Here is a 23,614-nt window from a genome sequence, read left to right on the forward strand (position 1 = left end):
CGCAGGGCTACGGGGCGAGTGGCGCTGAGTCCTCGGGGCACGCGGCGCTGACGTCCTCGGCACTCGTCGGCGCGTCGAGGCGGGGCACCGCGGCATCCTGTCCGGGCGCTCGTCGTGCGATCCGTGATGCCGCGTGTCATCCGGCCCTCACCCAAAGCCGGAAGAGCCGGTAAAGTTCGAGATATCGGCTGCGCGAGGGGGAGCCGGCCGATCCTCGAAGACATCGCCCTCTCACGACGCGCCGCGAGATGTTCGGCGTGCGACCCGACAGCGGAGGCACAGCATCATGACCGACCAGCAGTCCAGCACACGAGACGAGCATTCGCCGTTCGACTCGCTGTTCGAGGGGCCCGGAGCCGAGCAGTCCGTCCCGACGGCCTTCACCACCGCGTTCCGCGGCTACGAGAAGGCCGAGGTCGATGCCGCGCTGAGCGAGCTCGCGAGCAAGTCCCAGGCGCGCGAGCAGGAGTTCGCGCGCCAGCTGCAGCAGTTGCGCAGCAACCTCGACAGCGCCGGCGCGGATGCCGCGCGTCGCGTCGCCGAGCTCGAGTCGCAGCTGTCGGTGATGAGCGCGAAGGCGACGACCGCCGAGCAGCAGGTGCAGACCCTCACCGAGGAGCTCATGGGCGCCACGGGCGAGTCGGCCGAGCGCGGGCGCTTCGAAGAGGTGCTGCACGTCGCCGAGGAGCAGGCCAGCGCCATCATCCGCAACGCGAGCGCCCAGGCCGAGCGCCTGCTCGCCGCCGCGCACGAGGAGATCGAGAGCCGTCGCAAGGACGCGCAGGCCGACGCCCAGGCGATCGCGTCGCGCGCCGAGCAGGAGGCGCAGCAGGCGCGCCTGCGCATCGAGACCGAGCTGCAGGCGCACACGGCGCAGCTCGAGCGCGAGGCCGCGCACGCCGCCGAGAAGGTCACGCAGGCAGAGCAGGAGGCCGTCGCGATCCGCACCGAGGCCGAGAAGGGCGCCGCCGCGCTGCGCTCGCTCGTCTCCCGCGAGACCGAGCAGGCCCGCGCCGACGCCGAGACCGCCGTGCGCGAGATGCGCGTGCGCGTGCTCGAGTTCGAGGAGTCGCTCACGCGCCGCCAGGACGACGCGCAGCAGGAGTTCCTCATGCTGCACAACCAGGCGGTCGCGCACGCCGAGCGCATCACGAAGGACGCCAACGACCAGGTCGCCGCGTCGCTGGAGCACTCGCAGCGCATCACCGCGAAGGCTGACGACTTCGACCGCCTCATGCGCGCCCAGGCCCAGCAGATCGAGGCCGACGCCAAGCTGCGCGCCCGCGAGGTGCTCGACCGCGCCCAGGTCAAGTCGCGCAAGATCATCGACACCGTCACGGGGCACGCCGAGGCCGTGCTGCGCGACGCCGAGGACCGCACGCGTCAGCTGCGCTGGCAGCAGCACCAGCTGACGAGCTTCATGGCCGAGGTGCGCGAGCTCATGCGCCCCGAGGGCGTCACCGACGGCGGCGACGCCGCGCCGGTCGCCGCACCCGCCGAGGCGCCGCAGCCCGAGGCGGAGTACGAGGTCATCGACGCCGAGGTCGACGAGCAGCACTGACCGACGGCATCCCGCCGCGAGACCCCCGGACCCCGCGGTCCGGGGGTCTCGCGTGTGAGGGGGCCGTGTGCTGGAGGTCATCGTCGCCGGAGCGGAGGGCCCGGGGTCTCGCGCGTGAGGGGGCCGTGCAGGGGCGCGTGCCGCGTGCCGCGTGCTGGATCGGCAGCCCGTAGACTGGCTCCCAGCGTCGCGTGTCGATGGCGGACTGCGTCAGACATGGAGGCGTCGAACCCGGAAGGCGGTCGAACATGACCCTTTCCTTGTTCCTCACCCGTGAGTGAGGGCGAGAAGACCAGGCTCGTCGCCTGGAACCGCGAGCTGTCCGCGGCGCACGACCGGCTGCGTCGCGCCCTGCGCGTGGCGCGCGACGCCGTGGACGGGGCGTCGGATGCCGGGGAGCACGCGTCGGTGCGCACCGACCTGCTGCTGTACTGCCACGGGTTCTGCGTGGCCCTCGGCGGCCACCACGTGGGCGAGGACGTCGCGCTGTTCCCGGAGCTGTCGGCGCGTCATCCCGAGCTGCGCGCGACGATCGCGAAGCTCACCCAGGACCACGAGATGATCGGGACGCTGCTCGGGCAGTTCGAGCGCGCGATCGCGGCGGATGCCGGACGCGACGTGCTGTCGCGGCATCTGGAGGGCCTGGCGGCGATCATGGAGTCGCATTTCCGCTACGAGGAGCGCGAGCTCCTCGGCATCCTCGCGACGCTCGATCTCGATGCGGACCCCGCCGACGCGCTGGGCCCGCTCTGACCGGCGCGGGGCGGCGCGGGCGGGTGCCGCCGGCGCAGGTGGGCGGTCGCGGCCGGCTGCGATGGTGGCGTTCGTGGCCGGCTGCGATGGTGGGCGGTCGTGGCCGCCTCCCCGTGCACGATCCGGCCACGAGCGCCCACTGCTTTCCGACGCGCCGGACTCGTGGGCGGTCGTGGCCGGATGCCGGCGCGCGAGGCGGCCAGGAGTGCCCGGTGCTTCAGGGGGCCGGGGGCGGCGGATGCCGGGTGCCGGGTGCCGGGTGCCGGATGCCGGGGTCCGGGCGGGCGCCGCCGGGTGCCGTGCGCGGGGCCCTGTTGCGATGTCGGAGGCCGCGGGTAGTGTCGGCGTCGTGACCGAGGAACCGCTTTCGTCCCCGCCCGCCGGACCGCAGTCCGACGCGCCGCAGTCCGCTGCGCCGCAGCCCGGCGTGCCGCCGCGGGTCGTGCCCCCGCGCGGCGAGCGCACGTTCCTGCACGTGCTGGTCAACACGGCCGTCGCGAACATCACCACGAGCTTCCTGTGGTTCGCCCTGACCTTCTGGGTGTACCTGGAGACCCGGTCGGTCCTGGCCACGGGCATCATCGGTGGCGCGTACATGCTGCTGCTCGCGGTGTTCGGGATGGTCTTCGGCACCGTCGTCGACCGCCACCGCAAGCAGCGCGTCATGCTCGTGTCGGCCCTCATCACGCTCGTCGCGTTCCTCGCGGCCGGCGCGCTCTACCTCGCGTTCCCCGAGGCCTCGCTGCTCGACCTGGGCGCCCCGTGGTTCTGGCTGTTCTCGGGCATCATCCTCGCCGGCGCCGTCGTCGAGAACCTGCGCAACATCGCGCTGTCGACGACCGTCACGCTGCTCGTTCCGACCGAGCGGCACGCCAACGCGAACGGCCTCGTCGGCACGGTGCAGGGCCTCGCCTTCATCGTCACGAGCGTGCTCTCGGGCCTCGCTATCGGCTTCGTCGGCATGGGCGGCACGCTCGTCATCGCGATCGCGCTCACGGCCCTGCCCCTCCTGCATCTGGCGATGCTGCGCGTGCCCGAGGACAAGCCCGAGCGCGACGCGTCGGCCGCGCCCGTCGACGTGCGCGGCGCGGTGCTGGCGATCCGCGCCGTGCCCGGCCTGTTCGCGCTCATCCTGTTCTCGACGTTCAACAACCTCATCGGCGGCGTCTACATGGCGCTCATGGACCCCTACGGGCTCACGCTGTTCGACGTGAAGGTGTGGGGCGTCGTCTTCGGCGTCGCATCGACGGGATTCATCGTCGGCGGCGCGATCGTGGCGGCCAAGGGGCTCGGACGCAACCCGATCCGCACGATGCTCTTCGTCGTCGCGGGCATGGGCGTGCTCGGCGCGCTGTTCACCCTGCGCGACTGGTGGTGGCTCTACGCAGCGGGCATCTGGCTCTACATGGTGCTCGTGCCCGTCGTCGAGGCGGCCGAGCAGACCGTCATCCAGAAGGTCGTGCCGTTCGAGAAGCAGGGCCGCGTCTTCGGCGCCGCGACCGCGCTGGAGGTCTCGGCGGCGCCCGTCACCGCGTTCCTCATCGCGCCGCTCGCCGAGTTCTGGATCATCCCGTTCATGGAGACCGATGCAGGGCAGGCCACGTGGGGCTGGCTGCTTGGCGACGGCCAGGCGCGCGGCATCGCCCTCGTGTTCGTGTTCGCGGGGCTCGTGATGGTGATCGCCGCGGCGCTCGCGTTCGCGACCCGGTCGTACCGCACGCTCTCGCGCATGTACGAGGCGCAGCCCGCGTCGGATCCCGCGTCGGGCGACGCATCCGCCGACGCACCGTCGGGTTCGGTGACACCGCCGGTGCCGGTGCCGCCGGCGTCGGCCAAGGAGGTGATCGGCGGGGTCGCCGACCAGTCGTAGGCGGCGGTCGTGTCCTGGCGGCGGTCTCCGGCGGCGGTCGTGTTCTGTCGGCGTCGTGATCTGCCCGCGGTCATGTTCTGCCCACGGTCGTGATCTGCCGGCGCGCTCCGGCTGCCCCCACGTGCGAATACATCGCGGGGCGGATGCCGGGTGCCCGCGGCCTCGCGTAGCGTCGAAGCGTGTTCCGTCCCCTCACGACCACGCAGCTGACGTTCGACGTGCTGCTCGCCGTCGCGGGCTTCCTGCTGTCGGTCGCGATCACGGTGGGCATGTCGGGCGACCTGTGGCAGCCCGACGTCGTGCACGACATCGTCGCGATCGCCGTGACGGCCGTCGTGTGCGCCGCGTTCGCGCTGCGGCGCAAGGCTCCGGGCCTGGCGTTGGGTGTGGCGTGGGTGAGCGCCATCGCGCAGATGGCGGCGGGACTGCCGCCGCTGCCGGGCAACATCGCGATCTTCGGCGTGCTCTACGCGACCGCCGCCTACGGCACGCGGCTCGTGTTCTGGCTCGGTTTCGCGTCGGCGTTCGTCGGTGCCGTCGTCATCGCCGTCTACCTGCTCGTACCGCCGCTGCTGGGCCTCGGCGAGAACCCGCCGGGCGTCGTCTCGAACTATCTCGGCGCCGCGGTGGCGATCTTCGTCTCGGCCGTGCTCGCCCTGCTGCTGTCGTGGACGGTCGGCGCGCTCGTGCGCACCGGCATCCGCGCCCGCGAGAACCGGCTCGCGCAGCAGCGCGCCGAGGCCGACGCGGCCGCCGAGCACGAACGGGGCCGCATCGCGCGCGACATGCACGACGTCGTGGCGCACTCGCTCGCGGTGGTCATCGCCCAGGCCGACGGCGCACGGTATGCCGCGGCCGCCGACCCCGCGGCGGCGACGCGCGCGCTGGAGACCATCTCGTCGACGGCGCGGGCCGCGCTGTCCGACGTGCGGCTGCTGCTCACCCAGCTGCGGCACAGCCAGGCCGACGGCCCGCAGCCGACGCTCGCCGACCTGGAAGGGCTCTACGCGCACGTGCGCGCCGCGGGCGTCGACCTGCGCGTCGACGTCGATCCCGCGCCGAGAGGGGAGGCCCCGGGGGCGGTGCAGCTCGCGGTGTTCCGCATCCTGCAGGAGGCGCTCACGAACGCGCTGCGGCACGGCGACGGCGGCCCCGTCGACGTGCGGCTCTCATGGATCGACGCCGCGCGCGCCGAGGACGGGCGCGCGGAGGTGCGGATCGAGGTGCGCAACGGCATCCGCGCCGGCGCGGAGCCGAACGAGGGCGGACACGGCCTCATCGGCATGAGCGAGCGGGCGAGCCTGGTCGGCGGGCGGCTCACCACGGCATCCTGGAACGGACAGTTCGTCGTCTCGGGCACGATCCCGTACGACCAGGCCGTGCCCCGCACACCGGCGGAGGCGGCAGAGCGGGAGGAGACCCGGTGAGCGAGACCCCCATCCGCGTCGTGCTCGTCGACGACCAGGCGCTGTTCCGCGCCGGCATCCGCATGGTCGTCGACTCGCAGCCCGACCTCGAGGTCGTGGGCGAGGCCGCCGACGGCGCCGAGGCGCTGCGCGTCGTGCGCGCCGCGCGGCCCGACGTCGTGCTCATGGACATCCGGATGCCGGTGATGGACGGCCTCGCCGCGACCGCCGAGCTGCTCGCCGACCCCGCGCCGCCGCGCATCGTCATGCTGACCACGTTCGACCTCGACGAGGCGGCCGCGCGCGCCATCCGGCAGGGCGCGAGCGGCTTCCTGCTGAAGGACGCCGACCCCGAGTTCCTGCTCGCCGCGATCCGCACGGTGCACGCGGGGTCGGCCGTCATCGCCGCGTCGGCGACGCGCGAGCTGTTCGCACAGTTCCCCGAGGAGCCGTCGGAGCCCGTTCCCGCGGCGTACGACGAGCTCACCGAGCGCGAGCGCGAGATCTTCGCCCTCGCCGCGCGCGGGCTGTCGAACGCCGAGATCGCGGCGCGCGAGTACCTGTCGGAGGCGACCGTGAAGACCCACATCAGCCGCATCCTCGCCAAGCTGTCGCTGCGCGACCGCGTGCAGCTCGTCGTCTTCGCCTTCGAGCACGGCCTCGCCTGACTCCCGCCCGCCCCACCCGCCCCGCCCCGCCCCGCGAGGGTGCTACTTATCCCGGCGAGGGTGCTCGTTGTTTTCGCGAGGGTGCTCTAGAAAGCACCCTCGCGAAAACAACGAGCACCCTCGCGATCAAGCGTTCCCGCGACCAAAGCACCCTCGCGAGAACAAGTGGCACCCTCGCGAGAACACGTGGCACCCTCGCGGGGTCAGCGGCGGCGGGGACGGGTAGCGCGGGATCATCCTGCGGATGTAGGGAGGCGCGACCGGCGGGCGATGCGGCGCCTCCGGGGGCGTCCGTAGCGTCGAAGGCATGCAGATCACGACGACCGACCTCGGGCTCACGGCCCGGGTGCAGAACCTCACCAAGACCTACGGCACGGGCGAGAGCGGCGTGCGCGCGCTCGACGGCGTGACCGTCGGCATCCGCCGTGCCGAGTTCACCGCCATCATGGGACCGTCCGGCTCGGGCAAGTCGACGCTCATGCACATCATGGCGGGCCTCGACGCCCCCACGAGCGGCCACGCCTGGATCGGCGACACCGAGATCACCGGCCTCGGCGACACCGAGCTCACCGTGCTGCGCCGCCGTCGCATCGGCTTCGTGTTCCAGGCGTTCAACCTCGTGCCGACGCTGGACGCCATCGGCAACATCCTGCTGCCCTTCGACCTCGACGGACGCCGGCCGACGGCGCAGGAGCGCGAGCGCATCGACGGGCTCGTCGAGACGCTGGGGCTCACGCCGCGGCTCCGGCATCGCCCGCACGAGCTGTCGGGCGGTCAGCAGCAGCGCGTCGCGATCGCGCGCGCCCTCGCGACGAGCCCCGACCTCGTGTTCGCCGACGAGCCGACGGGCAACCTCGACTCGCGCGCGGGCCGCGAGGTGCTCGCGCTGCTCGCGGCGGCGTGCCGCGAGCACGGCCAGTCGATCGCGATGGTCACGCACGACCCGGTCGCCGCGTCGTACGCCGACCGGGTGATCTTCCTGGGCGACGGACGCATCGTGGCCGACAAGCCGCGGCAGAGCGCCGAGCAGATCTCGGCGCACATGCTCGCCGCGGAGGTCGCGGCATGAACGCGGCCGTCGCCGCCGAGCGGATGCCGCGGGCCGCCGGCCGCACGGCATGGCTGCGCGAGCGCGGCATGGGCGCCACCGTGCTCGTCTCCGCGATCTCCACCGCCTTCGGCGTGCTGCTCATCACCGCGACCGGATGGATCGGCGCGTGGCTGCAGGCCGACCCCTACATCGGCGGCTCCGCGGTGCTCGCCGTCATCGTCGGGATGCTGAGCGTGCTGCTGACCGGCGTCGCCGTGTACGTGGCATCCATCGTCACCGCGAACACGTTCGCGACGATCGTCGCGGGGCGCACACAGCACATCGCGTTGCTGCGGCTGATCGGCGCGTCGGCGCGGGCGCAGCGCGCGGAGATCGCACGGCAGGGCGCGATCGTCGGGGTGATCGGCGCGGTGGCCGGCCTCGTCGCGGGGGTCGCGGCCGCGGGGGGACTGATGGCCTGGGCCGAGCGCGCGCTCGCGGTGAGCGCGGACTACGGCATCCTGCAGCCCGTGCTGCTCGCCCCCGCCGCCGTGGTCGCGCTCACGACGTGGGCGGCTGCGTGGGCGGGGTCGCGGCGCGTGCTCACGGTGACGCCGCTGCAGGCGCTCTCGGGGTCGACGCCGCGCACGCACGAGGAGGTCGCCGGTCACCGCGGGCGGCACGCGACCGCGATCGCGCTGTTCGCCGTCGGCGCCGCGCTGCTCGGGCTGGGCATCGCGGTGGGGCTCGTGACGCCGCTCGGCGTGATCGTCGCGTTCGTCGGCGGCCTGTTCTCGTTCACCGGGCTCTCGCTCGGCGCGGTGCTCGTCATGCCCCCGCTGCTGCGGCTGACCGGCCGCGCGTTCGGCGGCTCGGCGACCGCTCGGCTCGCCGCCGAGAACGCGCTGCGCTATCCCGAGCGCTCCAGCCGCATGGCGATCGGCGTCGTGATGGGCGTCACGCTCGTGACGATGTTCGCGGTCGCGAACGAGACCGTGAAGGCGGTCATGGTCGCCTCGGCGGGCGGGGTGCCCATGACCGAGGTGTCGCAGATGCTCGACACGTTCGCGGCGGTCATGATGGGGCTCGTCGCCGTGTCGGCGGTGATCGCGGGCGTCGGGCTCGTCAACCTTCTGACGATCGGCATCGTGCAGCGCCGGCGCGAGCTGGGGTTGCTGCGCGCGCTCGGGCTCACCTCGCGCCAGGTGCGTCGCGTCGTGCTGCTCGAGGCGGTGCACGTCACGGTCACCGCGCTCGTGTTCGGCCTCGTGCTCGGCGCGGTGTACGGGTGGGCGGCGGCGCAGTCGCTGCTGGGCTCGGTCGCGATGCCGCCCGCGTGGAGCGCGCCGACGTTCGTCGCCCCGGCGCTGCCGTGGGGCGTGCTCGCGGCGGTCTCCCTCGCGACGGCCGCGCTCACCCTCGTGGCCGCCGTCGTCCCCACGCGCCTCGCCACCCGCGTCGCGCCGGTCGCCGCGCTCGCCGCGTGAGCCGCGACGTCAGCGGTGTGCCTGACCGCGACGGATGCGCGGGCGGGCACACCACTGCCGACGTCAGCTCGCGGTGTACCCGCCGTCGATGACGAACTCGCCGCCGGTCGCGTAGGAGGAACGGTCCGACAGGAGCCAGACGGCGGTCTGCGCGATGTCCTCGGGCTGCGCGAGGCGGCCGACGGGAATGCGCGCGTAGAGCGCGTCGCCGAGGATCCGCTTGGCCTCCGCCATCAGCGGCGTGTCGGTGTAGCCGGGGCAGATCGCGTTCACGCGGGCCGTCGTCGCATACTCCAGGGCGGCGATCTTCGTCAGCCCGATGACGCCGTGCTTGCCGGCACCGTAGCCCGCGGCGTGGCGGAAGCCTCGGATTCCCGCGAGCGAGGACGTGTTCACGATCGAGCCGGCGCCGTCCTGCTTCTCCATCTGGATCAGCTCGGCGCGCAGGCACAGCCAGGTGGCCTTGAGGTTCACCCCGATGGCCAGGTCGAAGGCGCTCTCGTCCCACTCTGCGAGACGGCGGTCGCCCTGACCGATCTGGCCGCCGCTGAGCCCCGCGTTGTTGAACGCGCCGTCCAGGCGGCCGTAGTGCTCCACGGTGCCGGCGACGACGGCATCCACCTCGGAGAGCCTGGTGAGGTCGGCCGGCAGCGCGATGGCCTCGCCGCCCGCCGCGGTGACCTGGTCGGCCGTGGCGACGACGCCCTCCGCCGAGAGGTCGGTCAGCGCGACGCGCGCCCCCTCCGACGTCGCGAGCAGCGCAGCGGCGCGGCCGATGCCGCCGGCGGCGCCGGTGATGAGGATGATCTTGCCGTCGAGTGATGGCGTGGACATGGGTTGTGCTCCTCGTGCTCTCTTCGTCTTCTGTTCGATGTGCGCGCGTGTTCGATGTGCGCGCGGCCGGGTCGGTCGGGCGACGCGTGAGGCCGGTGGTTCTCCGCGTGGGGGCGATGCGCGGTCACAACATAATGGCACTAGTGCCAAACTTTGTGCAGCACCGTTGTTCCGGTTGTGCCTCGGTGTGCGCGCCCGGCGGACGACGGCATCCGTTCGCGGGCGCGCACACCGTCGGAGAGGCCCTCTGCGACGGTCAGCCGACGCGCGAGGCGGGCCAGTCCCGCGCCGGTGCGCGCCAGGCCGGCCAGTTGTCCGCCGCTTCGGGGCGGGTGACGGATGCGTGATGGAAGCACTCCTGGCACTTGACCACCATCCGCGGGCCGAGGTGGTTCGCGACAGGGTAGCGGGCGAGGGCCTCGGCGCCGCAACGGGCGCAGAGGCCCGGCACGTGGTGCCGCTCGACGTAGACGCGCGGCGTCTCGGGGCGGGGGAACAGGAGCCGATCGACGGTCATGGGAGTGCCTTTCTCTCAGATCTTCCAGGTGAGGGGGGATGCGGTGGGCACATGCCAGCGGCCGGCGTCGCGCTCGGCGGCGTGCCGACGGCGGAGGATCGCGGTCGCCTCGGCGTCGATGTCGTCGCCGCCGAGCACGACGCCGTATGCGAGCTCGGCGAACTCACGGCTCACGAGCCCGGCCACGACGTCGGCGAGCACGCGCTCCGCCGGACGGAGCAGGGGGTCGCCCCAGCCGCCTCCGCCGCCGATCACGAACCGCAGGGCATCGCCCGCCTTCAGGACGAGGCCGGAGAACTTGCCGGTCTGGTAGCGGGCGCCCAGGCCGAACCGACCGGAGTTCGGGTCGGGGCGGCCCTCGGCGTCGAACATGCCGAACAGCGGCTCGGCGCCGCGCAGGTCGAGGGCGTCGTCGTGCTTCCCGAACTCGTAGTCCTCGATGTACCAGCCGAACGCGGGGCTGCCGGCCCCGCCGCCGTTCGAGCCGGGAGCGCCGACGCGCACGCGGTCGGCGGTCACGGTCACGGCCGTGTCGGACTCCGCGTAGATCGAGTACACGCCGCCGAGCCCGCCGCGGAACCGGCCCGCACCGGCGGTGTCGATGACCATCTCGTGCTGCACGACGACGAGCGGGCTCTCGATCTCGATGTGCTCCTGCACCGACGTGCGGCAGTTTCCGATCGGACCGATGCAGAACGAGATGCCGTCGCTCTTCCAGGTGCCGCCCCAGCCGCCGCCGGTGAGGGCGAAGGCGCCCCACGGCGTGCCCTCGTGTCCCGGACGGGAGTCGATGCCGCCCAGACTGATCACCACGACCGTGCCGCTGTCGGGGGCGAACGACTCGGAGGTCGCCTGGCTGAGCGCCTGCGTCACGACGTTGATCGCCCGCGCGCCGATGTCGGCGTGGTTCGAGCAGCTCGACGGCGGCAGGACCTGCACGATGCTGCCCGAGGGGAGGATCGTCTCGATCGGCCGCATCGTGCCGCTGTTGACCGGCGTCGACGGGTCGACCATGAGCTTCACCGCCTCGATGCAGCGCACGGCCTCCGCCCACGCCGTGCCGCAGTTGCCGAGCGGCTGACGGCCCGACCCCGAGAAGTCGATCTCCATGGAGTCGCCGCGCACCTTGACCGTCACGGCGACGGGGATCGGCTCGTCGGTGATGCCGTCCTCGTCGAGGAAGTCCTCCGCGGTGTAGTCGCCGTCGGGGATCGACGCGATGCCGCGGCGCATGCTCGCCTCGGTCGCCTCGATCGCGTACTGGCCCGCGGCGCGGACCCTCTCCAGCCCGCTGCGGGCGATCAGGTCCTGCAGCTGACGCTCGCCCACGACGAGGCAGCCGTGCAGCGCGCGCAGATCGCCGAGCACGAGGTGCGGAACACGGTTGTTCTCGAGGAGGAAGTTGAACGTCGATCGCACCGGCACGTCGTTCGCGTACAGGAGCGTCGGCGGCAGCTTCAGCTGCTCCTCGAAATGCGTCTGCGTGCCGTTCGAGAAGCCGCCCGGGATCGCCCCGCCGAGATCGACGAGGTGCGACGTCGAGTGCAGCAGGAACTCGACCCGGCCGTTCACGAAGACAGGCCGCAGCAGGTTCACGTCGGACTGGTGGATCGTGCCACGCCACGGGTCGTTGACGAAGATGACGTCGCCGGGCTGCATCGTGTCGACGTCCCAGTCGTCTATCGCGAAGTTCGCGATGTGCGGCGCCGTGAAGGCGTGCTGCATGCAGCCCTCCCAGAGGGCGGCGGTCTCCCACCCGTCGTCGGTGCGCACGTGGATGGCGGCGGTGCAGTCCAGGATGTCGCGGCACACCGGCGAGAACGCGCTGCGCATGAGCGAGTCGAGCATCTCGCGGGCGACCTCGGTGAGACCGTAGCGGAGGATGTCGAGCTCGACGTCGACGGCCGGCCCGTCGTGCTCGTGGAGGTTCGGGGCGATGATGGTCATGGCGGTCGGGTCCTATCGCTGAGTGCCGTCGACGGCCTCGGCCCGCCGATCGATGATGAGGTTCAGGTCGTCGTCCACGAAGGCGCGCCGGCCGGGGAGCACGAGCGTCGTCGCGAACTTCTCGGCGATGAGCGCCGGTCCGTCCACGCTCTCGTTCGGTCGCATCCGCTCGCGGACGTGGATCGGGATCTCGGCGGGCACGGCCGTGCCGGGTACGAGCACGAGGGCGGTGCGCAGGAACGCATCACCCTCGTCGGGCGACAGGTCCGGCGTGCTCTGGTGCCGCGGGATCACCGCCGTGACCTCGACGGTCGACACGACCACCGGCAGCTCGGCGGCCGAGAAGCCGTACGACTCCTGATAGAAGGCGTGGAACGCCGGCACCAGGCGATCGACCGTCTCGGTGGTGATCACGTCGTCCGCGATGGGCAGGCGGTTGTCCCAGGTCTGACCGCGGTACATGCCGAAGAACGCCCGGTCGAACCGGAGCGTGGAGACGTCGACGCCCTGGGCGACGAGCTCGACACGGATGCGGTCCTGCAGGGCGACGAAGGCGGCTTCGATGCCGGCGGCGTTGTCGGGGGTGAGAGGGGTCATGATCGACTGTGCCTGCGTGACCATGAGATCGCTGCGGAGCAGCCCGAGCGCCGAGAACTGCCCCGGGCTCCGCGGCACGATCACGCGGCCGACGCCGAGGATCTGGCCGACCCGATCGGCGAGCATCGGTCCCGCGGAGCCCGAAGGCTGCAGTGCGAACTCCTGCACGTCGAGGCCGCGGTACACCGAGATGCTGCGGATCTTCGCGGCGATGTCCTGGCACGCGATCTCGTACGCGGCGGATGCCAGCTCGGCATCCGTCATCCCCCACTGCGTGGCGGCCTCGGCGAGCGCGCGGCGCGCGGCGTCGATGTCGAGCGGGATCGCGCCGTTCGCGAAGAGGTCGGGCTGGAGGATGCCGAGCGCGGCGCATGCGTCGGTCAGCGTCGGCTCCGTGCCACCGCGTCCGTAGCAGACCGGGCCGGGGACCGAGCCCGCCGAGGCGGGACCCACGGCGATGTTGCCCAGATGGCTGGCGCGGATGATGCTGCCGGCGCCCGAGCCGATGCTCTCGACGTCGACGAGCGGCATCGTCAGCGTGAGCCCGGTCTCCAGCGTCCACGTGTCGGTGAGCGGCGTCTTGCCCCCGCGGATGGCGGCGACGTCGGTGCTCGTGCCGCCCACGTCCATCGTCAACAGATGCGGGCTGCGCGCCTCGCCCGCGAGCTTGACGCTGCCGCTCACGCCTCCGACGGGACCCGAGACGAGCTGGAACACGGGTGCGCGGCTCGCGTCGGCGATCGTCGCGACGCCGCCGTTCATCATCATGATCCAGAGGGTGCCCGCGAAGCCCTGCTCGTCGAGCCGATCGACGAGACGGCGCAGATAGCCGACGACCGTCGGGCCGACGTAGGCGTCGAGGGCGACCGTGGCGGTGCGCTCGTGCTCGCGCGTCACGGGGTACAGCGCCGAGGTCTGCACGTAGGCCCCGGGCAGTTCCTCGGCCACGATCTGTGCCGCCCGCTGTTCGTGCGCGGGGTTGACGTAGGAGTTCATGAAGCAGATCGCGACCGACTCCGTGCCCTGCTCGGCCATGCGCCGGGCGGCCGAGCGCACGGCCTCCTCGTCGAGCGGCAGCAGCTCGGTGCCGTCGTAGCGCAGGCGCTCGGCGACGCCGAAGCGAGCGTCGCGCGTCACGATGGGGCGTTCCTGGTGCGGGCGCAGCCACGTCGGGTCGTAGAAGCGGTCGCCGAACTCTCGGTGCATGCGGCCGATGTCGAGCAGGTCGCGGTGGCCGTGCGTCGCGAGGAGGGCGGTGCGGTTGCCCGCGCGGCTCAGCAGCGCGTTGATGCCGACGGTGTGGCCGTGCACGATCTCGGCGACGTCGTGCGGTGCGACGTCGATCGCTTCGAGGGCCGCGAGCACGCCGATCTCCTGCTCGGGTGTCGACAGCACCTTGCCGTCGCGGGTCTCCCCCGTGCGGCGACGGAGCCCGATGATGTCGGTGAACGTGCCACCGACGTCGATGCCGACGATCCAGTCGGCGGGGTGGTCTTCGAGCGTCATTGCATGCACCTCCGGGTGAACGGTGCGCGGTGCGACTCCCTCGCCGTGTGCGTTCGTCGTCGATCCGCGTCGTGGTTGACGACCACTCTCCGCCGGTTGCGTGCGCTGCGCGTCTGACCGGGGTCAGACGTTCGTACGACCTTCGGGCGGATCCGGCATCTCGGATGCCGCGGTCAGCGGCGTGCGGCCGGCGTCGTGCCCGACGCGCGCAGCCAGGCCGCGACGGCCTCGGCGCGGTTCGTCGCGTGGAGCTTGCGCAGGATGCGCGTGACGTGCGTCTTGACGGTGCCCTCGGAGATCACCAGGCGGCGTGCGATCTTCGCGTTCGAGTCGCCGTCGGCCATGAGCCGCATGATCTGCACCTCACGTCTCGTGAGCACCTCGTCGTCGTCGCGTGCCACGATCACGGATGCCTCGACCGCGGACTGCGGCCGCCATCTGCCGAGGCCGTCGAGGCGCGTGCGCAGTCCGGCCAGCCCGTCGAGGAGCGTCACGCGGCTCAGCGCCTGGCTGACTCCGCCGGCGAGCACCGTCAGCAGTGACTGATCGTCGCGCGTGAGGGTGCGGCGCTGGTGATAGTAGTCGCCGTGCAGGAGCCCGACGACCTCGCCGTCGACGAAGAGCGGGGCGATGCCGTACGACGACGACTTCGTGATCTCGGCGAGCGGGCGGTTGACGCGCGGGTTGTCCTGCACCTCGTGCACGAGCACGGCCTGTGCGTACTCGACGCTGTCGTTCTCGACGAGCTCGTGGTCGAGCAGGGGCGAGGCCTCGCGTCCGACGGCGACGATCTCCTCGGCCCAGCGGGGGTCGCGGACGACGCACATGGTGTGCAGTCGCCACGCCGTGTCGACCGTCGACACGAGGGCCCGGTCGAAGCCCAGCCGGCACGTCGCCTCGGGCACGCTGCCGAAGAGCTCGTCGACGGTGCGGGCCGTGGACAGCTCGGCGAGGGCCGAGCCGACCTTGGCCAGCATGCGGCTCTGGCGGGCGAGCCGGCGTCGGTTCTGCTCGGCCTCGGCTTCGCGGATGTCTCCCAGCAGTCCGACGAGCGACTCCAGCCGTCGATCGCCGAGGTCGTTCGACACGCGTGTCATCTCGGCGGAGACGCGCTCCCAGAGGTGCTCGAGCGCGTCGGCGCCCCACGCGTCCGCATCGTGCAGATCGCTGTCGAGGACATCCCGGGCGTCGTCGGCGAGCGCCGCGATGCGCGCACGCAGGTCGCCGGCCGTACCGCGAGATGGTGTGGACATGGGCGCTCCGCTGCTGCGTGGTCCGAGCTGCTGCTTGGACCGCATTGTATCCCTGCGTCCCGGCGTGCGGTCAGCCTTCGGCCTCGGGGTCGAAGGCCCAGGTGGGGGCGAGGGCGCGCAGGCGGGCGGCGCGCCACTGCCAGGTCGCCCAGAGGACGGGCCAGAGCGGCGGGGCCGCGGCGCCGCCGATGACGAGCCGGTCGCGCCACAGGGTGCGGCCGTCGGGGGCGGCCGACGCGGCCATCTGGTGGTCCCACACGTCGAGCGCCGACAGCGGCCCGGTGAGGGGGATGCCGCTGTCGCGGAAGACGTGCACGGGGCCGCGGCTGTCGTGGGTGTGCCGCTCCGAGACGTGGATCAGCTGCCGGCCGAGGGGGACCGTGCCTGCGAGCGCGAGCTGTACCGCCACGTCGTCGCCCGGCTCCAGCGACGTCGGAGCGGGGGAGCCGAGCACGTCGAACGACACGAGCGGCCCGTACAGCTCGCTCACGGCGCGCAGCGAGTGCAGCGCACGCCACGCGGCGTGCGGGTCGCAGTCGAGCTCGAGCTTCAGCAGGATCCGCATGGGCACAGTCTCGCACGCGGCCCCTCGCGATCAGCGGCCGGAGTCCGTGCGGTTCCGCGGAATAGGCTGAGCGGATGCCGTCAGCCACCGCCCCGCACGCGTTCTTCGACCAGGCCTCGTACCAGGTGCGCTTCGAATGGGGCGTCGCGGGCCTCGATCGGCTGGCGCCCGCCGACGTCGTCGTGGTCGTCGACGTGCTGGGTCTCTCGACGGATGCCGTCGGCCGCGTCGCCGCGGGGGACGAGGTCGCGCCCGGCGCCCTCGCGCTCGCCGACGCCGCCGGGGATGCCGTGGGTGCCGCGGGCGTCGCGGCCGCCGCGCGCATCGCCGCCCGCGCCGCCGGGACCGGCGCGACCGTGCTGCTCGGATGCCTGCGCAATGCCTCGGCCACCGCCGCGGCGGTGCTCGCGGAGCAGAGCCGCCGCGGTGCGCGCACGAGCGTCGCCGTGATCGCGGCGGGCGATCCGGCATCCGCCGATCCGGCGTCCGGCGACCCGGGCTCCGCGGGTCTGGCGGTCACAGGCATGGCACCCAGCGGTTCGGCACTCGCGCACGCGCCCCTGCGGTTCGCGGTCGAAGACCTGCTCGGCGCGGGCGCGGTCATCGACGGCCTCACGGCGCTCGGCATCGACCATACCTCGCCCGAGGCGGCAGCGGCGAGCGAGGCGTTCCGGGGGCTGCGCGGCGCCGTGCGTCACCTGCTCACCGCGAGCGGCTCGGGCCGGGAGCGAGCGGACGGCGGGTTCCGCGCCGAGGTCGAGTCGGCGGCATCCCTCGACGCGACGCCCGTCGTGCCGGTGCTGCGCGGCGGCGTTCTCCGGGCCTGAGCCCTCCCGGGCCTGACGCGCGATCAGCGCGGTGTCATGGCCGCATGACGCGTGCCGGGCGTGATCTCGCGGCGATGCCACTCGAAGAGGTAGCGGGCGTCGAACGTCGGGGCGCAGCGCGCGCACGAGACCTGCCGCGTCACGCGCCGATGCCGGTAGGCGACGTGACCGGCGGGGCACCGCCCCACCCACGGGGCGAGGTCGGTCGCCGTCTCGCCATGGTGCGTGACGCCGCCCGTGTAGCCGAGTCCGCGGGCGATGCGCTTCCACGCCGGACCGTGCTGCGCGGCGGGTCCGGCCAGCGCGTGCGCGACCTCGTGCAGCAGGGTCTGGCGATTGGTCTCGTCGTCGTAGCGCGCCGAGAGATACCGCGACACCGTGATGCGCTTGTGCGCGTAGTGGCACGCGCCCGCACGACGCTTCGCATGATCGAAGTCGAACGACCACGACGCATCGAGGTGCGCGGTGATGAGCTCTTCCGCCATCCGACGGACGGTCTGAGGGTCTGTCATGCTGCGAGGTTAGAACAAAGCTCCGACATTCAGCTCGCGACCGAGGCCCCGCGGCGTCGCTCCGCCGCGTCGATCGCCTGCAGCGTCGCCTCCAGGTCGTCGTCGGAGGCGCCCGCCTCCTGACGCAGGAACAGCGAGCGCTTGAAGTCGGCCCGCGCCGACGCGTAGTCGCCCGCGTCGTACGAGACCTTGCCGCGATGCTGCAGCGCGAACGCCCCGAGCGCCGCCCACGCCTGCCCCTCGGCCTCCTCGGCGCACGTCGTCAGCTCGGCCAGGGCCGCGGCATGCGCGCCGCGTCGCTGCAGCACCGTCGCGTGCAGCACCCGCGCGCGCAGCAGGTCCTTGCGCGTTCCCGCCATGCGCGCCACGCGCACCGTCTGCTCGGCGATCGACAGCGCCTCGTCGAGGCGATCGAGCACCTTCAGCAGCCACACGCGCTCCATCAGGGCGGGCAGGCTGCGCTGGGCGCCCAGCTCGTCGAGCCGGTCGGAGCACTCCTGCGCATCGACGATCTCGCGCAGCGTCTCCGGGTCGTATCCCTTGATGTGGCTCACGCAGGCTCCTCTCACGCGTGCTCTCCAGTCTCGCCCGGCCTCGCGCGAAGCGCACGAGGCACGCCGGGATCAGCGCGCCAGAAAGATGGACGCCGACGGCTTGGGCGAGTCGGTGGCATCCTCCTCGGTCACGGCGCTCACGCCGCTCGCGAGCGCGCGCAGCTGCTCCGCCGAGGCGACGCTCGCCGGGAACGGGCCGGCGGTGCGCAGCAGGCGTGGCCAGTCGTCGGGAAAGACGGACGGGCTCGCGGCGAGCACGAGATTGCCGAACCGGCGTCCCTTCAGCAGCTGCCCGTCGGCGAGGCCCAGCATCGCGGGGAACGTCTCGGCGAGCGTCGCGATCTGCCGTCGGGCGAACGCGAGGCCGGGCCCGTCGCCGATGTTGACGAGCACGATGCCGTCGGGCCGCAGCAGGCCCGCGAGCGTGCGGAAGTAGTCGGTGGTCGTGAGGTGCGCGGGGGTCTGCGCGCCCGCGAACACATCGGACACGACGAGGTCGCACGCGCCTTGCAGGCCCGCGGGCAGCCGCTCGGCGACGGCGCGCGCGTCGCCGATGCGCACGCGGATCCGGGCGCCGCGCGGCAGCGGCAGGTGCTCGCGCACGAACGACACGAGCTGCGGCTCCAGCTCGATCACCTGCTGGCGGGAGCCCGGGCGCGTGTGCTCGACGTAGCGGGGGAGCGTGAGGGCGCCCGCGCCGAGATGCACCGCGGTGATCGGCTCGCGCGGCTCGCGCACGAGGTCGATCACGGCGCCCATGCGGGCGACGTACTCGAAGCGCAGGGTGCGCGGGTCGCCCAGGTCGACGTGCGACTGCGGCGTGCCGTCGACCTCCAGCTCGTAGCCTTCGTCGACGCGGCTGCGGGTGATGCGCGCGATCGTGCCGTCGGAGAGGCGCGTCGACGGCCCGGCGGACTCGATGCGCGCGCGTGCCATCCCTCCACGGTACCCGCGCCCGGCCGGCGTGACCGCGAGGGCCGCGCGGGCGCGGGCTCGGCGGGTACCCTCGGGACATGGCGACGATCGACCTCAACGCCGACCTCGGCGAGACGGTCGGCGGTGTGCCGACCGCCGACGACGAGGCGATGTTCGGCGTCGTCTCCAGCGCGTCGGTCGCGTGCGGCGGCCACGCGGGCGATGCCGCCTCGATGCGCGAGGCCGTGCTGCGCGCCGCGCGCGCGGGCGTCGCGGTGGGGGCCCACCCCTCGTTCGTCGACCCCGCCGGCTTCGGCCGCACGGCCCTCGCGGTCGCGCCCGACGTGCTGCGCCTGCAGGTGCGCGAGCAGCTCGCCGGGCTCGTCGCCGCGGGCGCCGACCTGCGCTACGTCAAGCCGCACGGCGCGCTGTACCACGTCGTCGTCGGCGACCGCGAGGCGGCGGATGCCGTGGCCTCGGCCGTCGCCGACGTCTCCGCGACCCTGGGGCGGGCGCTGCCCGTGCTCGGCCTCGGCGGGTTCGGGCAGGCGGCGGTCGTGGCGCGCGGCCTGCCCTTCTATCTGGAGGCGTTCCTCGATCGCGGCTACCTTCCGAGCGGCGGGCTCGTGCCGCGCGGCGCGCCGGGCGCGCTGCTGGCGGATGCCGGGGAGGTCGCCGCCCGCGCCGTGCGGCTCGCCCGCACGCGCGAGGTCGTCGCGGTCGACGGCTCGGTGGTCGTCGCCGAGGCCGCGTCGCTGTGCCTGCACGGCGACTCCCCGGGCGCCGTGGCGATGGCGCGCGCCGTGCGCGCCGCCCTCGACGGCGAGGGGATCGCGGTGCGCGCCCCCTGGTGATCTGTCCGGCACCGTCGCGGGAACAAGTGGCACCGTCACGAGAACAACTGGCACCCTCGCGGGAACAACTGGCACCGTCGCGAGAACAACTGGCGCCCTCGCGAGAACAACCGGCACCCTCGCGGAGAAAGCCGGCACCGTCGCGGGGGAGGGGCCGGCGTGAACGCCGGCTCCGCGCGGCTTATACCGCAGCCGCGCAGATCAGTCAACGATTCCGCTGGACACGGCGCGTCGCAGAGTCTATAGTGGGTAGTTGCGCTCCTCACCTCCTTGCCCTCATATGGTGGTCGGCTTGTGCCTGTGCCCCTGTCGCTCCGCGACAGCGCGCGCCAGGGCGGGGAGTGCTTCACCCGTTGACAAGGAAAACCCGCCCCGCCCGGGCCCACGGAGGTAATCCCCTTGGCTGCTGCGCTCAACGCATCCACGCCCACCACCACCCCGAAGAACGGCCGCGGCGCCAGCCGCCTCTCGTTCGCCAAGATCTCCGACACGCTGACGGTCCCCGATCTGCTCGCCCTGCAGACCGAGTCGTTCCACTGGCTCGTCGGCAGCGACGCCTGGAAGGCGCGCGTCGCCGAGGCGCAGGCCGCCGGCCGCAACGACGTCGCGGAGAAGAGCGGCCTCGAGGAGATCTTCGAGGAGATCTCGCCGATCGAGGACCTCGGCGAGACGATGCAGCTGTCGTTCACGAACCCCTACCTCGAGCCCGAGAAGTACTCGATCGAGGAGTGCAAGGAGCGGGGCAAGACCTACGCCGCGCCGCTGTACGTCGAAGCCGAGTTCATGAACCACCTCACGGGTGAGATCAAGACGCAGACGGTCTTCATGGGCGACTTCCCCCTGCAGACCGACAAGGGCACGTTCATCATCAACGGCACCGAGCGCGTCGTCGTGTCGCAGCTCGTGCGCAGCCCGGGCGTCTACTTCGACAAGACCCCCGACAAGACGAGCGACAAGGACATCGTCTCGGCGCGCGTCATCCCCAGCCGCGGTGCGTGGCTGGAGTTCGAGATCGACAAGCGCGACCAGGTCGGCGTGCGCATCGACCGCAAGCGCAAGCAGTCGGTGACCGTCTTCCTCAAGGCCCTCGGCCTCACCACCGAGGAGATCCAGGCCGAGTTCGCGGGCTACGACTCGATCGAGGACACGCTGTCGAAGGACACGATCCTCACCAAGGAGGACGCGCTCCGCGACATCTACCGCAAGCTGCGTCCGGGCGAGCAGGTCGCCGCCGAGGCCGCCCGCGCGCTGCTCGACAACTTCTACTTCAACCCGAAGCGCTACGACCTCGCCAAGGTGGGTCGCTACAAGATCAACCAGAAGCTCGGCCTCGACGTGCCGCTGACCGACTCGGTGCTCACCGTGGCCGACATCGTCGCCACGATCAAGTACCTCGTCGCGCTGCACCGCGGCGACGCCACGCTCCCGGGCGTGCGCGGCGGCCAGCCGGTGGAGATCCGCCTCGACGTCGACGACATCGACAACTTCGGCAACCGCCGCATCCGCGCCGTGGGCGAGCTCATCCAGAACCAGGTGCGCACGGGCCTCAGCCGCATGGAGCGCGTCGTGCGCGAGCGCATGACGACGCAGGACATCGAGGCGATCACCCCGCAGACCCTGATCAACGTGCGTCCCGTCGTGGCCGCGATCAAGGAGTTCTTCGGCACGTCGCAGCTGTCGCAGTTCATGGACCAGAACAACCCCCTCGCGGGCCTGACCCACAAGCGCCGCCTCTCGGCGCTGGGCCCCGGCGGCCTGAGCCGTGAGCGCGCGGGCGTCGAGGTCCGCGACGTGCACCCCTCGCACTACGGCCGCATGTGCCCGATCGAGACGCCGGAAGGCCCGAACATCGGTCTCATCGGCTCGCTCGCGTCGTTCGCGCGCATCAACGCGTTCGGCTTCATCGAGACGCCGTACCGCCGCGTCGTCGACGGCAAGGTGACCGACCACATCGACTACCTCGCCGCGAGCCAGGAGAACGACTACATCGTCGCGCAGGCCGGCGCCGAGCTGGCCGCCGACGGCAGCTTCGTGAGCGATCGCGTGCTCGCCCGTCGCGGCAAGGGCGGCGAGGTCGACCTGTTCCCGGTCGACGAGATCGGCTACATGGACGTCTCGCCGCGCCAGATGGTGTCGGTCGCGACCTCGCTCATCCCGTTCCTCGAGCACGACGACGCCAACCGCGCCCTCATGGGCGCGAACATGCAGCGTCAGGCCGTGCCGCTGCTGCGCAGCGAGTCGCCCGTCGTCGGAACCGGCATGGAGGGCTACGCCGCGATCGACGCCGGCGACGTCGTCACCGCCGAGAAGTCGGGCGTCGTCTCCGAGGTCTCGGCCGACGTCGTCACCGTGCAGCTCGACGAGGGCGGCACGCAGGACTACTTCCTGCGCAAGTTCGACCGTTCCAACCAGGGCACGAGCTACAACCAGCGCGTGATCGTGTCGGCGGGCGAGCGCATCGAGGCCGGCGAGGTCATCGCCGACGGCCCCGCGACCGAGAACGGCGAGCTCGCGCTCGGCAAGAACCTGCTCGTCGCCTTCATGACGTGGGAGGGCCACAACTTCGAGGACGCGATCATCCTCAGCCAGGAGCTCGTCAAGAACGACACCCTCTCGTCGATCCACATCGAGGAGTACGAGGTGGATGCGCGGGACACGAAGCTCGGCAAGGAGGAGATCACGCGCGATCTCCCCAACGTCAGCCCCGACCTGCTGAAGGACCTCGACGAGCGCGGCATCGTGCGCATCGGCGCCGAGGTGCGCCCCGGCGACATCCTCGTCGGCAAGGTCACGCCCAAGGGCGAGACCGAGCTGTCGGCCGAGGAGCGCCTGCTCCGCGCGATCTTCAACGAGAAGAGCCGCGAGGTGCGCGACACCTCGCTCAAGGTGCCGCACGGCGAGCAGGGCACGATCATCGCGGTCAAGGAGTTCAACGCCGAGGACGGCGACGACGAGCTCGGCTCGGGCGTCAACCGCCGCGTCGTGGTCTACATCGCCCAGAAGCGCAAGATCACCGAGGGCGACAAGCTCGCCGGCCGCCACGGCAACAAGGGCGTCATCGCGAAGATCCTCCCCGTCGAGGACATGCCCTTCCTCGCCGACGGCACGCCCGTCGACGTCGTGCTCAACCCGCTCGGCATCCCGGGCCGCATGAACTTCGGCCAGGTGCTGGAGACCCACCTCGGGTGGATCTCCAAGCAGGGCTGGAAGGTCGACGGCAGCCCGGAGTGGGCGTCGCACCTGCCCGAGCAGGCCTTCGAGGCCGTGCCCGGCACGAAGGTCGCCACGCCCGTGTTCGACGGCGCGGAGGAGCGCGAGATCGCGGGCCTGCTCGACTCGACGCTGCCCAACCGCGACGGCGACCGCCTCATCGACTCGTCGGGCAAGGCGCAGCTGTTCGACGGCCGTTCCGGCGAGCCGTTCCCGGCGCCCATCTCGGTCGGCTACATGTACATCCTGAAGCTGCACCACCTGGTGGACGACAAGATCCACGCGCGCTCGACGGGTCCCTACTCGATGATCACGCAGCAGCCGCTCGGCGGCAAGGCGCAGTTCGGCGGCCAGCGCTTCGGCGAGATGGAGGTGTGGGCCCTCGAGGCCTACGGCGCCGCCTACGCCCTGCAGGAGCTGCTGACGATCAAGTCCGACGACATCGTCGGTCGCGTCAAGGTCTACGAGGCCATCGTCAAGGGCGAGAACATCGCCGAGCCCGGCATTCCCGAGTCCTTCAAGGTGCTCATGAAGGAGATGCAGTCGCTCTGCCTGAACGTCGAGGTGCTCTCGGCCGACGGTCAGACGATCAACCTCCGCGACACCGATGACGAGGCCTTCCGCGCGGCGGAGGAGCTCGGCATCAACATCTCCACCCGGTTCGAGTCGTCGTCTATCGACGAGATCTGATCCGCGGCATCCGGATTTCGATACGGCGGCTGCGCCGCCCACTCAATCAGCGAAATTT

The 23,614-nt window shown here is 72.2% G+C and carries 19 protein-coding genes; 10 read left to right on the forward strand and 9 right to left on the reverse strand.

Annotated features, from left to right (window positions below; genetic code table 11):
• Window positions 1–286 precede the first annotated feature (286 nt).
• The 7 genes from AOA12_RS03160 to AOA12_RS03190 all read left to right on the forward strand — a co-directional run bounded on the left by AOA12_RS03160 (window position 287) and on the right by AOA12_RS03190 (window position 8,775).
• Window positions 287–1,561: a DivIVA domain-containing protein gene (locus AOA12_RS03160; RefSeq protein ID WP_156366368.1), complete on the forward strand. Its 1,275-nt coding sequence runs from the start codon at window positions 287–289 to the stop codon at window positions 1,559–1,561.
• Between the two features lie 273 nt (window positions 1,562–1,834).
• The gene (locus AOA12_RS03165) at window positions 1,835–2,314 is read left to right on the forward strand and encodes a hemerythrin domain-containing protein (protein WP_054680033.1); all 480 of its coding nucleotides are present in this window, start codon (window positions 1,835–1,837) and stop codon (window positions 2,312–2,314) included.
• A gap of 427 nt (window positions 2,315–2,741) precedes the next feature.
• Window positions 2,742–4,184, forward strand: a complete 1,443-nt coding sequence (locus AOA12_RS03170) for an MFS transporter (protein ID WP_054686768.1) — start codon at window positions 2,742–2,744, stop codon at window positions 4,182–4,184.
• A gap of 179 nt (window positions 4,185–4,363) precedes the next feature.
• The gene (locus AOA12_RS03175; RefSeq protein ID WP_054680037.1) at window positions 4,364–5,611 is read left to right on the forward strand and encodes a sensor histidine kinase; all 1,248 of its coding nucleotides are present in this window, start codon (window positions 4,364–4,366) and stop codon (window positions 5,609–5,611) included.
• On the forward strand, window positions 5,608–6,258 hold the full coding sequence (locus AOA12_RS03180; protein WP_082405890.1) for a response regulator: 651 nt from the start codon (window positions 5,608–5,610) through the stop codon (window positions 6,256–6,258). The genes AOA12_RS03175 and AOA12_RS03180 overlap by 4 nt, the downstream gene beginning before the upstream one ends.
• Window positions 6,259–6,565: 307 nt before the next feature.
• A complete protein-coding gene (locus AOA12_RS03185) occupies window positions 6,566–7,327 on the forward strand; it encodes an ABC transporter ATP-binding protein (protein WP_054680040.1) in 762 nt (253 codons plus the stop codon).
• Window positions 7,324–8,775 (forward strand): ABC transporter permease, encoded by a 1,452-nt coding sequence (locus AOA12_RS03190; protein WP_054680043.1) that lies wholly within the window; start codon window positions 7,324–7,326, stop codon window positions 8,773–8,775. The genes AOA12_RS03185 and AOA12_RS03190 overlap by 4 nt, the downstream gene beginning before the upstream one ends.
• A 63-nt stretch (window positions 8,776–8,838) precedes the next feature.
• Here AOA12_RS03190 and AOA12_RS03195 read toward each other — a convergent pair whose 3' ends face one another.
• The 6 genes from AOA12_RS03195 to AOA12_RS03220 all read right to left on the reverse strand — a co-directional run bounded on the left by AOA12_RS03195 (window position 8,839) and on the right by AOA12_RS03220 (window position 15,994).
• The gene (locus AOA12_RS03195) at window positions 8,839–9,609 is read right to left on the reverse strand and encodes an SDR family NAD(P)-dependent oxidoreductase (RefSeq protein WP_054680048.1); all 771 of its coding nucleotides are present in this window, start codon (window positions 9,607–9,609) and stop codon (window positions 8,839–8,841) included.
• Window positions 9,610–9,865: 256 nt separating this feature from the next.
• A complete protein-coding gene (locus AOA12_RS03200) occupies window positions 9,866–10,126 on the reverse strand; it encodes a hypothetical protein (RefSeq protein WP_054680051.1) in 261 nt (86 codons plus the stop codon).
• Between the two features lie 15 nt (window positions 10,127–10,141).
• Window positions 10,142–12,073: a hydantoinase B/oxoprolinase family protein gene (locus tag AOA12_RS03205; protein ID WP_054680054.1), complete on the reverse strand. Its 1,932-nt coding sequence runs from the start codon at window positions 12,071–12,073 to the stop codon at window positions 10,142–10,144.
• A 12-nt stretch (window positions 12,074–12,085) separates the two neighbouring features.
• Window positions 12,086–14,176 carry a hydantoinase/oxoprolinase family protein gene (locus AOA12_RS03210; protein WP_054680058.1) on the reverse strand — a complete coding sequence of 697 codons (2,091 nt, stop codon included), beginning with the start codon at window positions 14,174–14,176 and terminating at the stop codon, window positions 12,086–12,088.
• 173 nt (window positions 14,177–14,349) lie between these two features.
• Window positions 14,350–15,429 (reverse strand): helix-turn-helix transcriptional regulator, encoded by a 1,080-nt coding sequence (locus AOA12_RS03215; RefSeq protein WP_054680061.1) that lies wholly within the window; start codon window positions 15,427–15,429, stop codon window positions 14,350–14,352.
• A gap of 70 nt (window positions 15,430–15,499) precedes the next feature.
• Window positions 15,500–15,994 carry a hypothetical protein gene (locus AOA12_RS03220; RefSeq protein ID WP_054680063.1) on the reverse strand — a complete coding sequence of 165 codons (495 nt, stop codon included), beginning with the start codon at window positions 15,992–15,994 and terminating at the stop codon, window positions 15,500–15,502.
• A 74-nt stretch (window positions 15,995–16,068) separates the two neighbouring features.
• Between AOA12_RS03220 and AOA12_RS03225 the strand changes: the two genes are divergently transcribed.
• A complete protein-coding gene (locus tag AOA12_RS03225; RefSeq protein WP_054680066.1) occupies window positions 16,069–16,821 on the forward strand; it encodes a 2-phosphosulfolactate phosphatase in 753 nt (250 codons plus the stop codon).
• Window positions 16,822–16,844: 23 nt separating this feature from the next.
• Here AOA12_RS03225 and AOA12_RS03230 read toward each other — a convergent pair whose 3' ends face one another.
• The 3 genes from AOA12_RS03230 to AOA12_RS03240 all read right to left on the reverse strand — a co-directional run bounded on the left by AOA12_RS03230 (window position 16,845) and on the right by AOA12_RS03240 (window position 18,823).
• The gene (locus AOA12_RS03230) at window positions 16,845–17,333 is read right to left on the reverse strand and encodes a SprT-like domain-containing protein (protein ID WP_054680069.1); all 489 of its coding nucleotides are present in this window, start codon (window positions 17,331–17,333) and stop codon (window positions 16,845–16,847) included.
• Window positions 17,334–17,362: 29 nt separating this feature from the next.
• On the reverse strand, window positions 17,363–17,887 hold the full coding sequence (locus AOA12_RS03235; protein ID WP_054680072.1) for a hypothetical protein: 525 nt from the start codon (window positions 17,885–17,887) through the stop codon (window positions 17,363–17,365).
• Between the two features lie 69 nt (window positions 17,888–17,956).
• Entirely contained in the window at window positions 17,957–18,823 is an 867-nt protein-coding gene (locus AOA12_RS03240) for a spermidine synthase (protein ID WP_054680076.1), read from the reverse strand.
• Window positions 18,824–18,900: 77 nt separating this feature from the next.
• Between AOA12_RS03240 and pxpA the strand changes: the two genes are divergently transcribed.
• A complete protein-coding gene (gene pxpA, locus AOA12_RS03245; RefSeq protein ID WP_054680080.1) occupies window positions 18,901–19,656 on the forward strand; it encodes a 5-oxoprolinase subunit PxpA in 756 nt (251 codons plus the stop codon).
• A 399-nt stretch (window positions 19,657–20,055) separates the two neighbouring features.
• Window positions 20,056–23,556, forward strand: coding sequence for a DNA-directed RNA polymerase subunit beta (gene rpoB, locus AOA12_RS03250; RefSeq protein ID WP_054680083.1), 3,501 nt, complete (start codon window positions 20,056–20,058; stop codon window positions 23,554–23,556).
• The last annotated feature ends 58 nt before the right edge of the window (window positions 23,557–23,614 follow it).

Source organism: Microbacterium sp. No. 7, assembly GCF_001314225.1.
GTDB lineage: Bacteria > Actinomycetota > Actinomycetes > Actinomycetales > Microbacteriaceae > Microbacterium.

Coding starts and splice junctions, on each gene's coding strand:
- AOA12_RS03195 (WP_054680048.1), bottom strand. CDS start 9,609: ATGTCCACGCCATCACTCGACGGCAAGATCATCCTCATCACCGGCGCC.
- AOA12_RS03220 (WP_054680063.1), bottom strand. CDS start 15,994: ATGCGGATCCTGCTGAAGCTCGAGCTCGACTGCGACCCGCACGCCGCG.
- AOA12_RS03210 (WP_054680058.1), bottom strand. CDS start 14,176: ATGACGCTCGAAGACCACCCCGCCGACTGGATCGTCGGCATCGACGTC.
- AOA12_RS03205 (WP_054680054.1), bottom strand. CDS start 12,073: ATGACCATCATCGCCCCGAACCTCCACGAGCACGACGGGCCGGCCGTC.
- AOA12_RS03190 (WP_054680043.1), top strand. CDS start 7,324: ATGAACGCGGCCGTCGCCGCCGAGCGGATGCCGCGGGCCGCCGGCCGC.
- AOA12_RS03240 (WP_054680076.1), bottom strand. CDS start 18,823: ATGGCACGCGCGCGCATCGAGTCCGCCGGGCCGTCGACGCGCCTCTCC.
- AOA12_RS03225 (WP_054680066.1), top strand. CDS start 16,069: ATGCCGTCAGCCACCGCCCCGCACGCGTTCTTCGACCAGGCCTCGTAC.
- AOA12_RS03185 (WP_054680040.1), top strand. CDS start 6,566: ATGCAGATCACGACGACCGACCTCGGGCTCACGGCCCGGGTGCAGAAC.
- AOA12_RS03200 (WP_054680051.1), bottom strand. CDS start 10,126: ATGACCGTCGATCGGCTCCTGTTCCCCCGCCCCGAGACGCCGCGCGTC.
- pxpA (WP_054680080.1), top strand. CDS start 18,901: ATGGCGACGATCGACCTCAACGCCGACCTCGGCGAGACGGTCGGCGGT.
- AOA12_RS03160 (WP_156366368.1), top strand. CDS start 287: ATGACCGACCAGCAGTCCAGCACACGAGACGAGCATTCGCCGTTCGAC.
- AOA12_RS03230 (WP_054680069.1), bottom strand. CDS start 17,333: ATGACAGACCCTCAGACCGTCCGTCGGATGGCGGAAGAGCTCATCACC.
- AOA12_RS03215 (WP_054680061.1), bottom strand. CDS start 15,429: ATGTCCACACCATCTCGCGGTACGGCCGGCGACCTGCGTGCGCGCATC.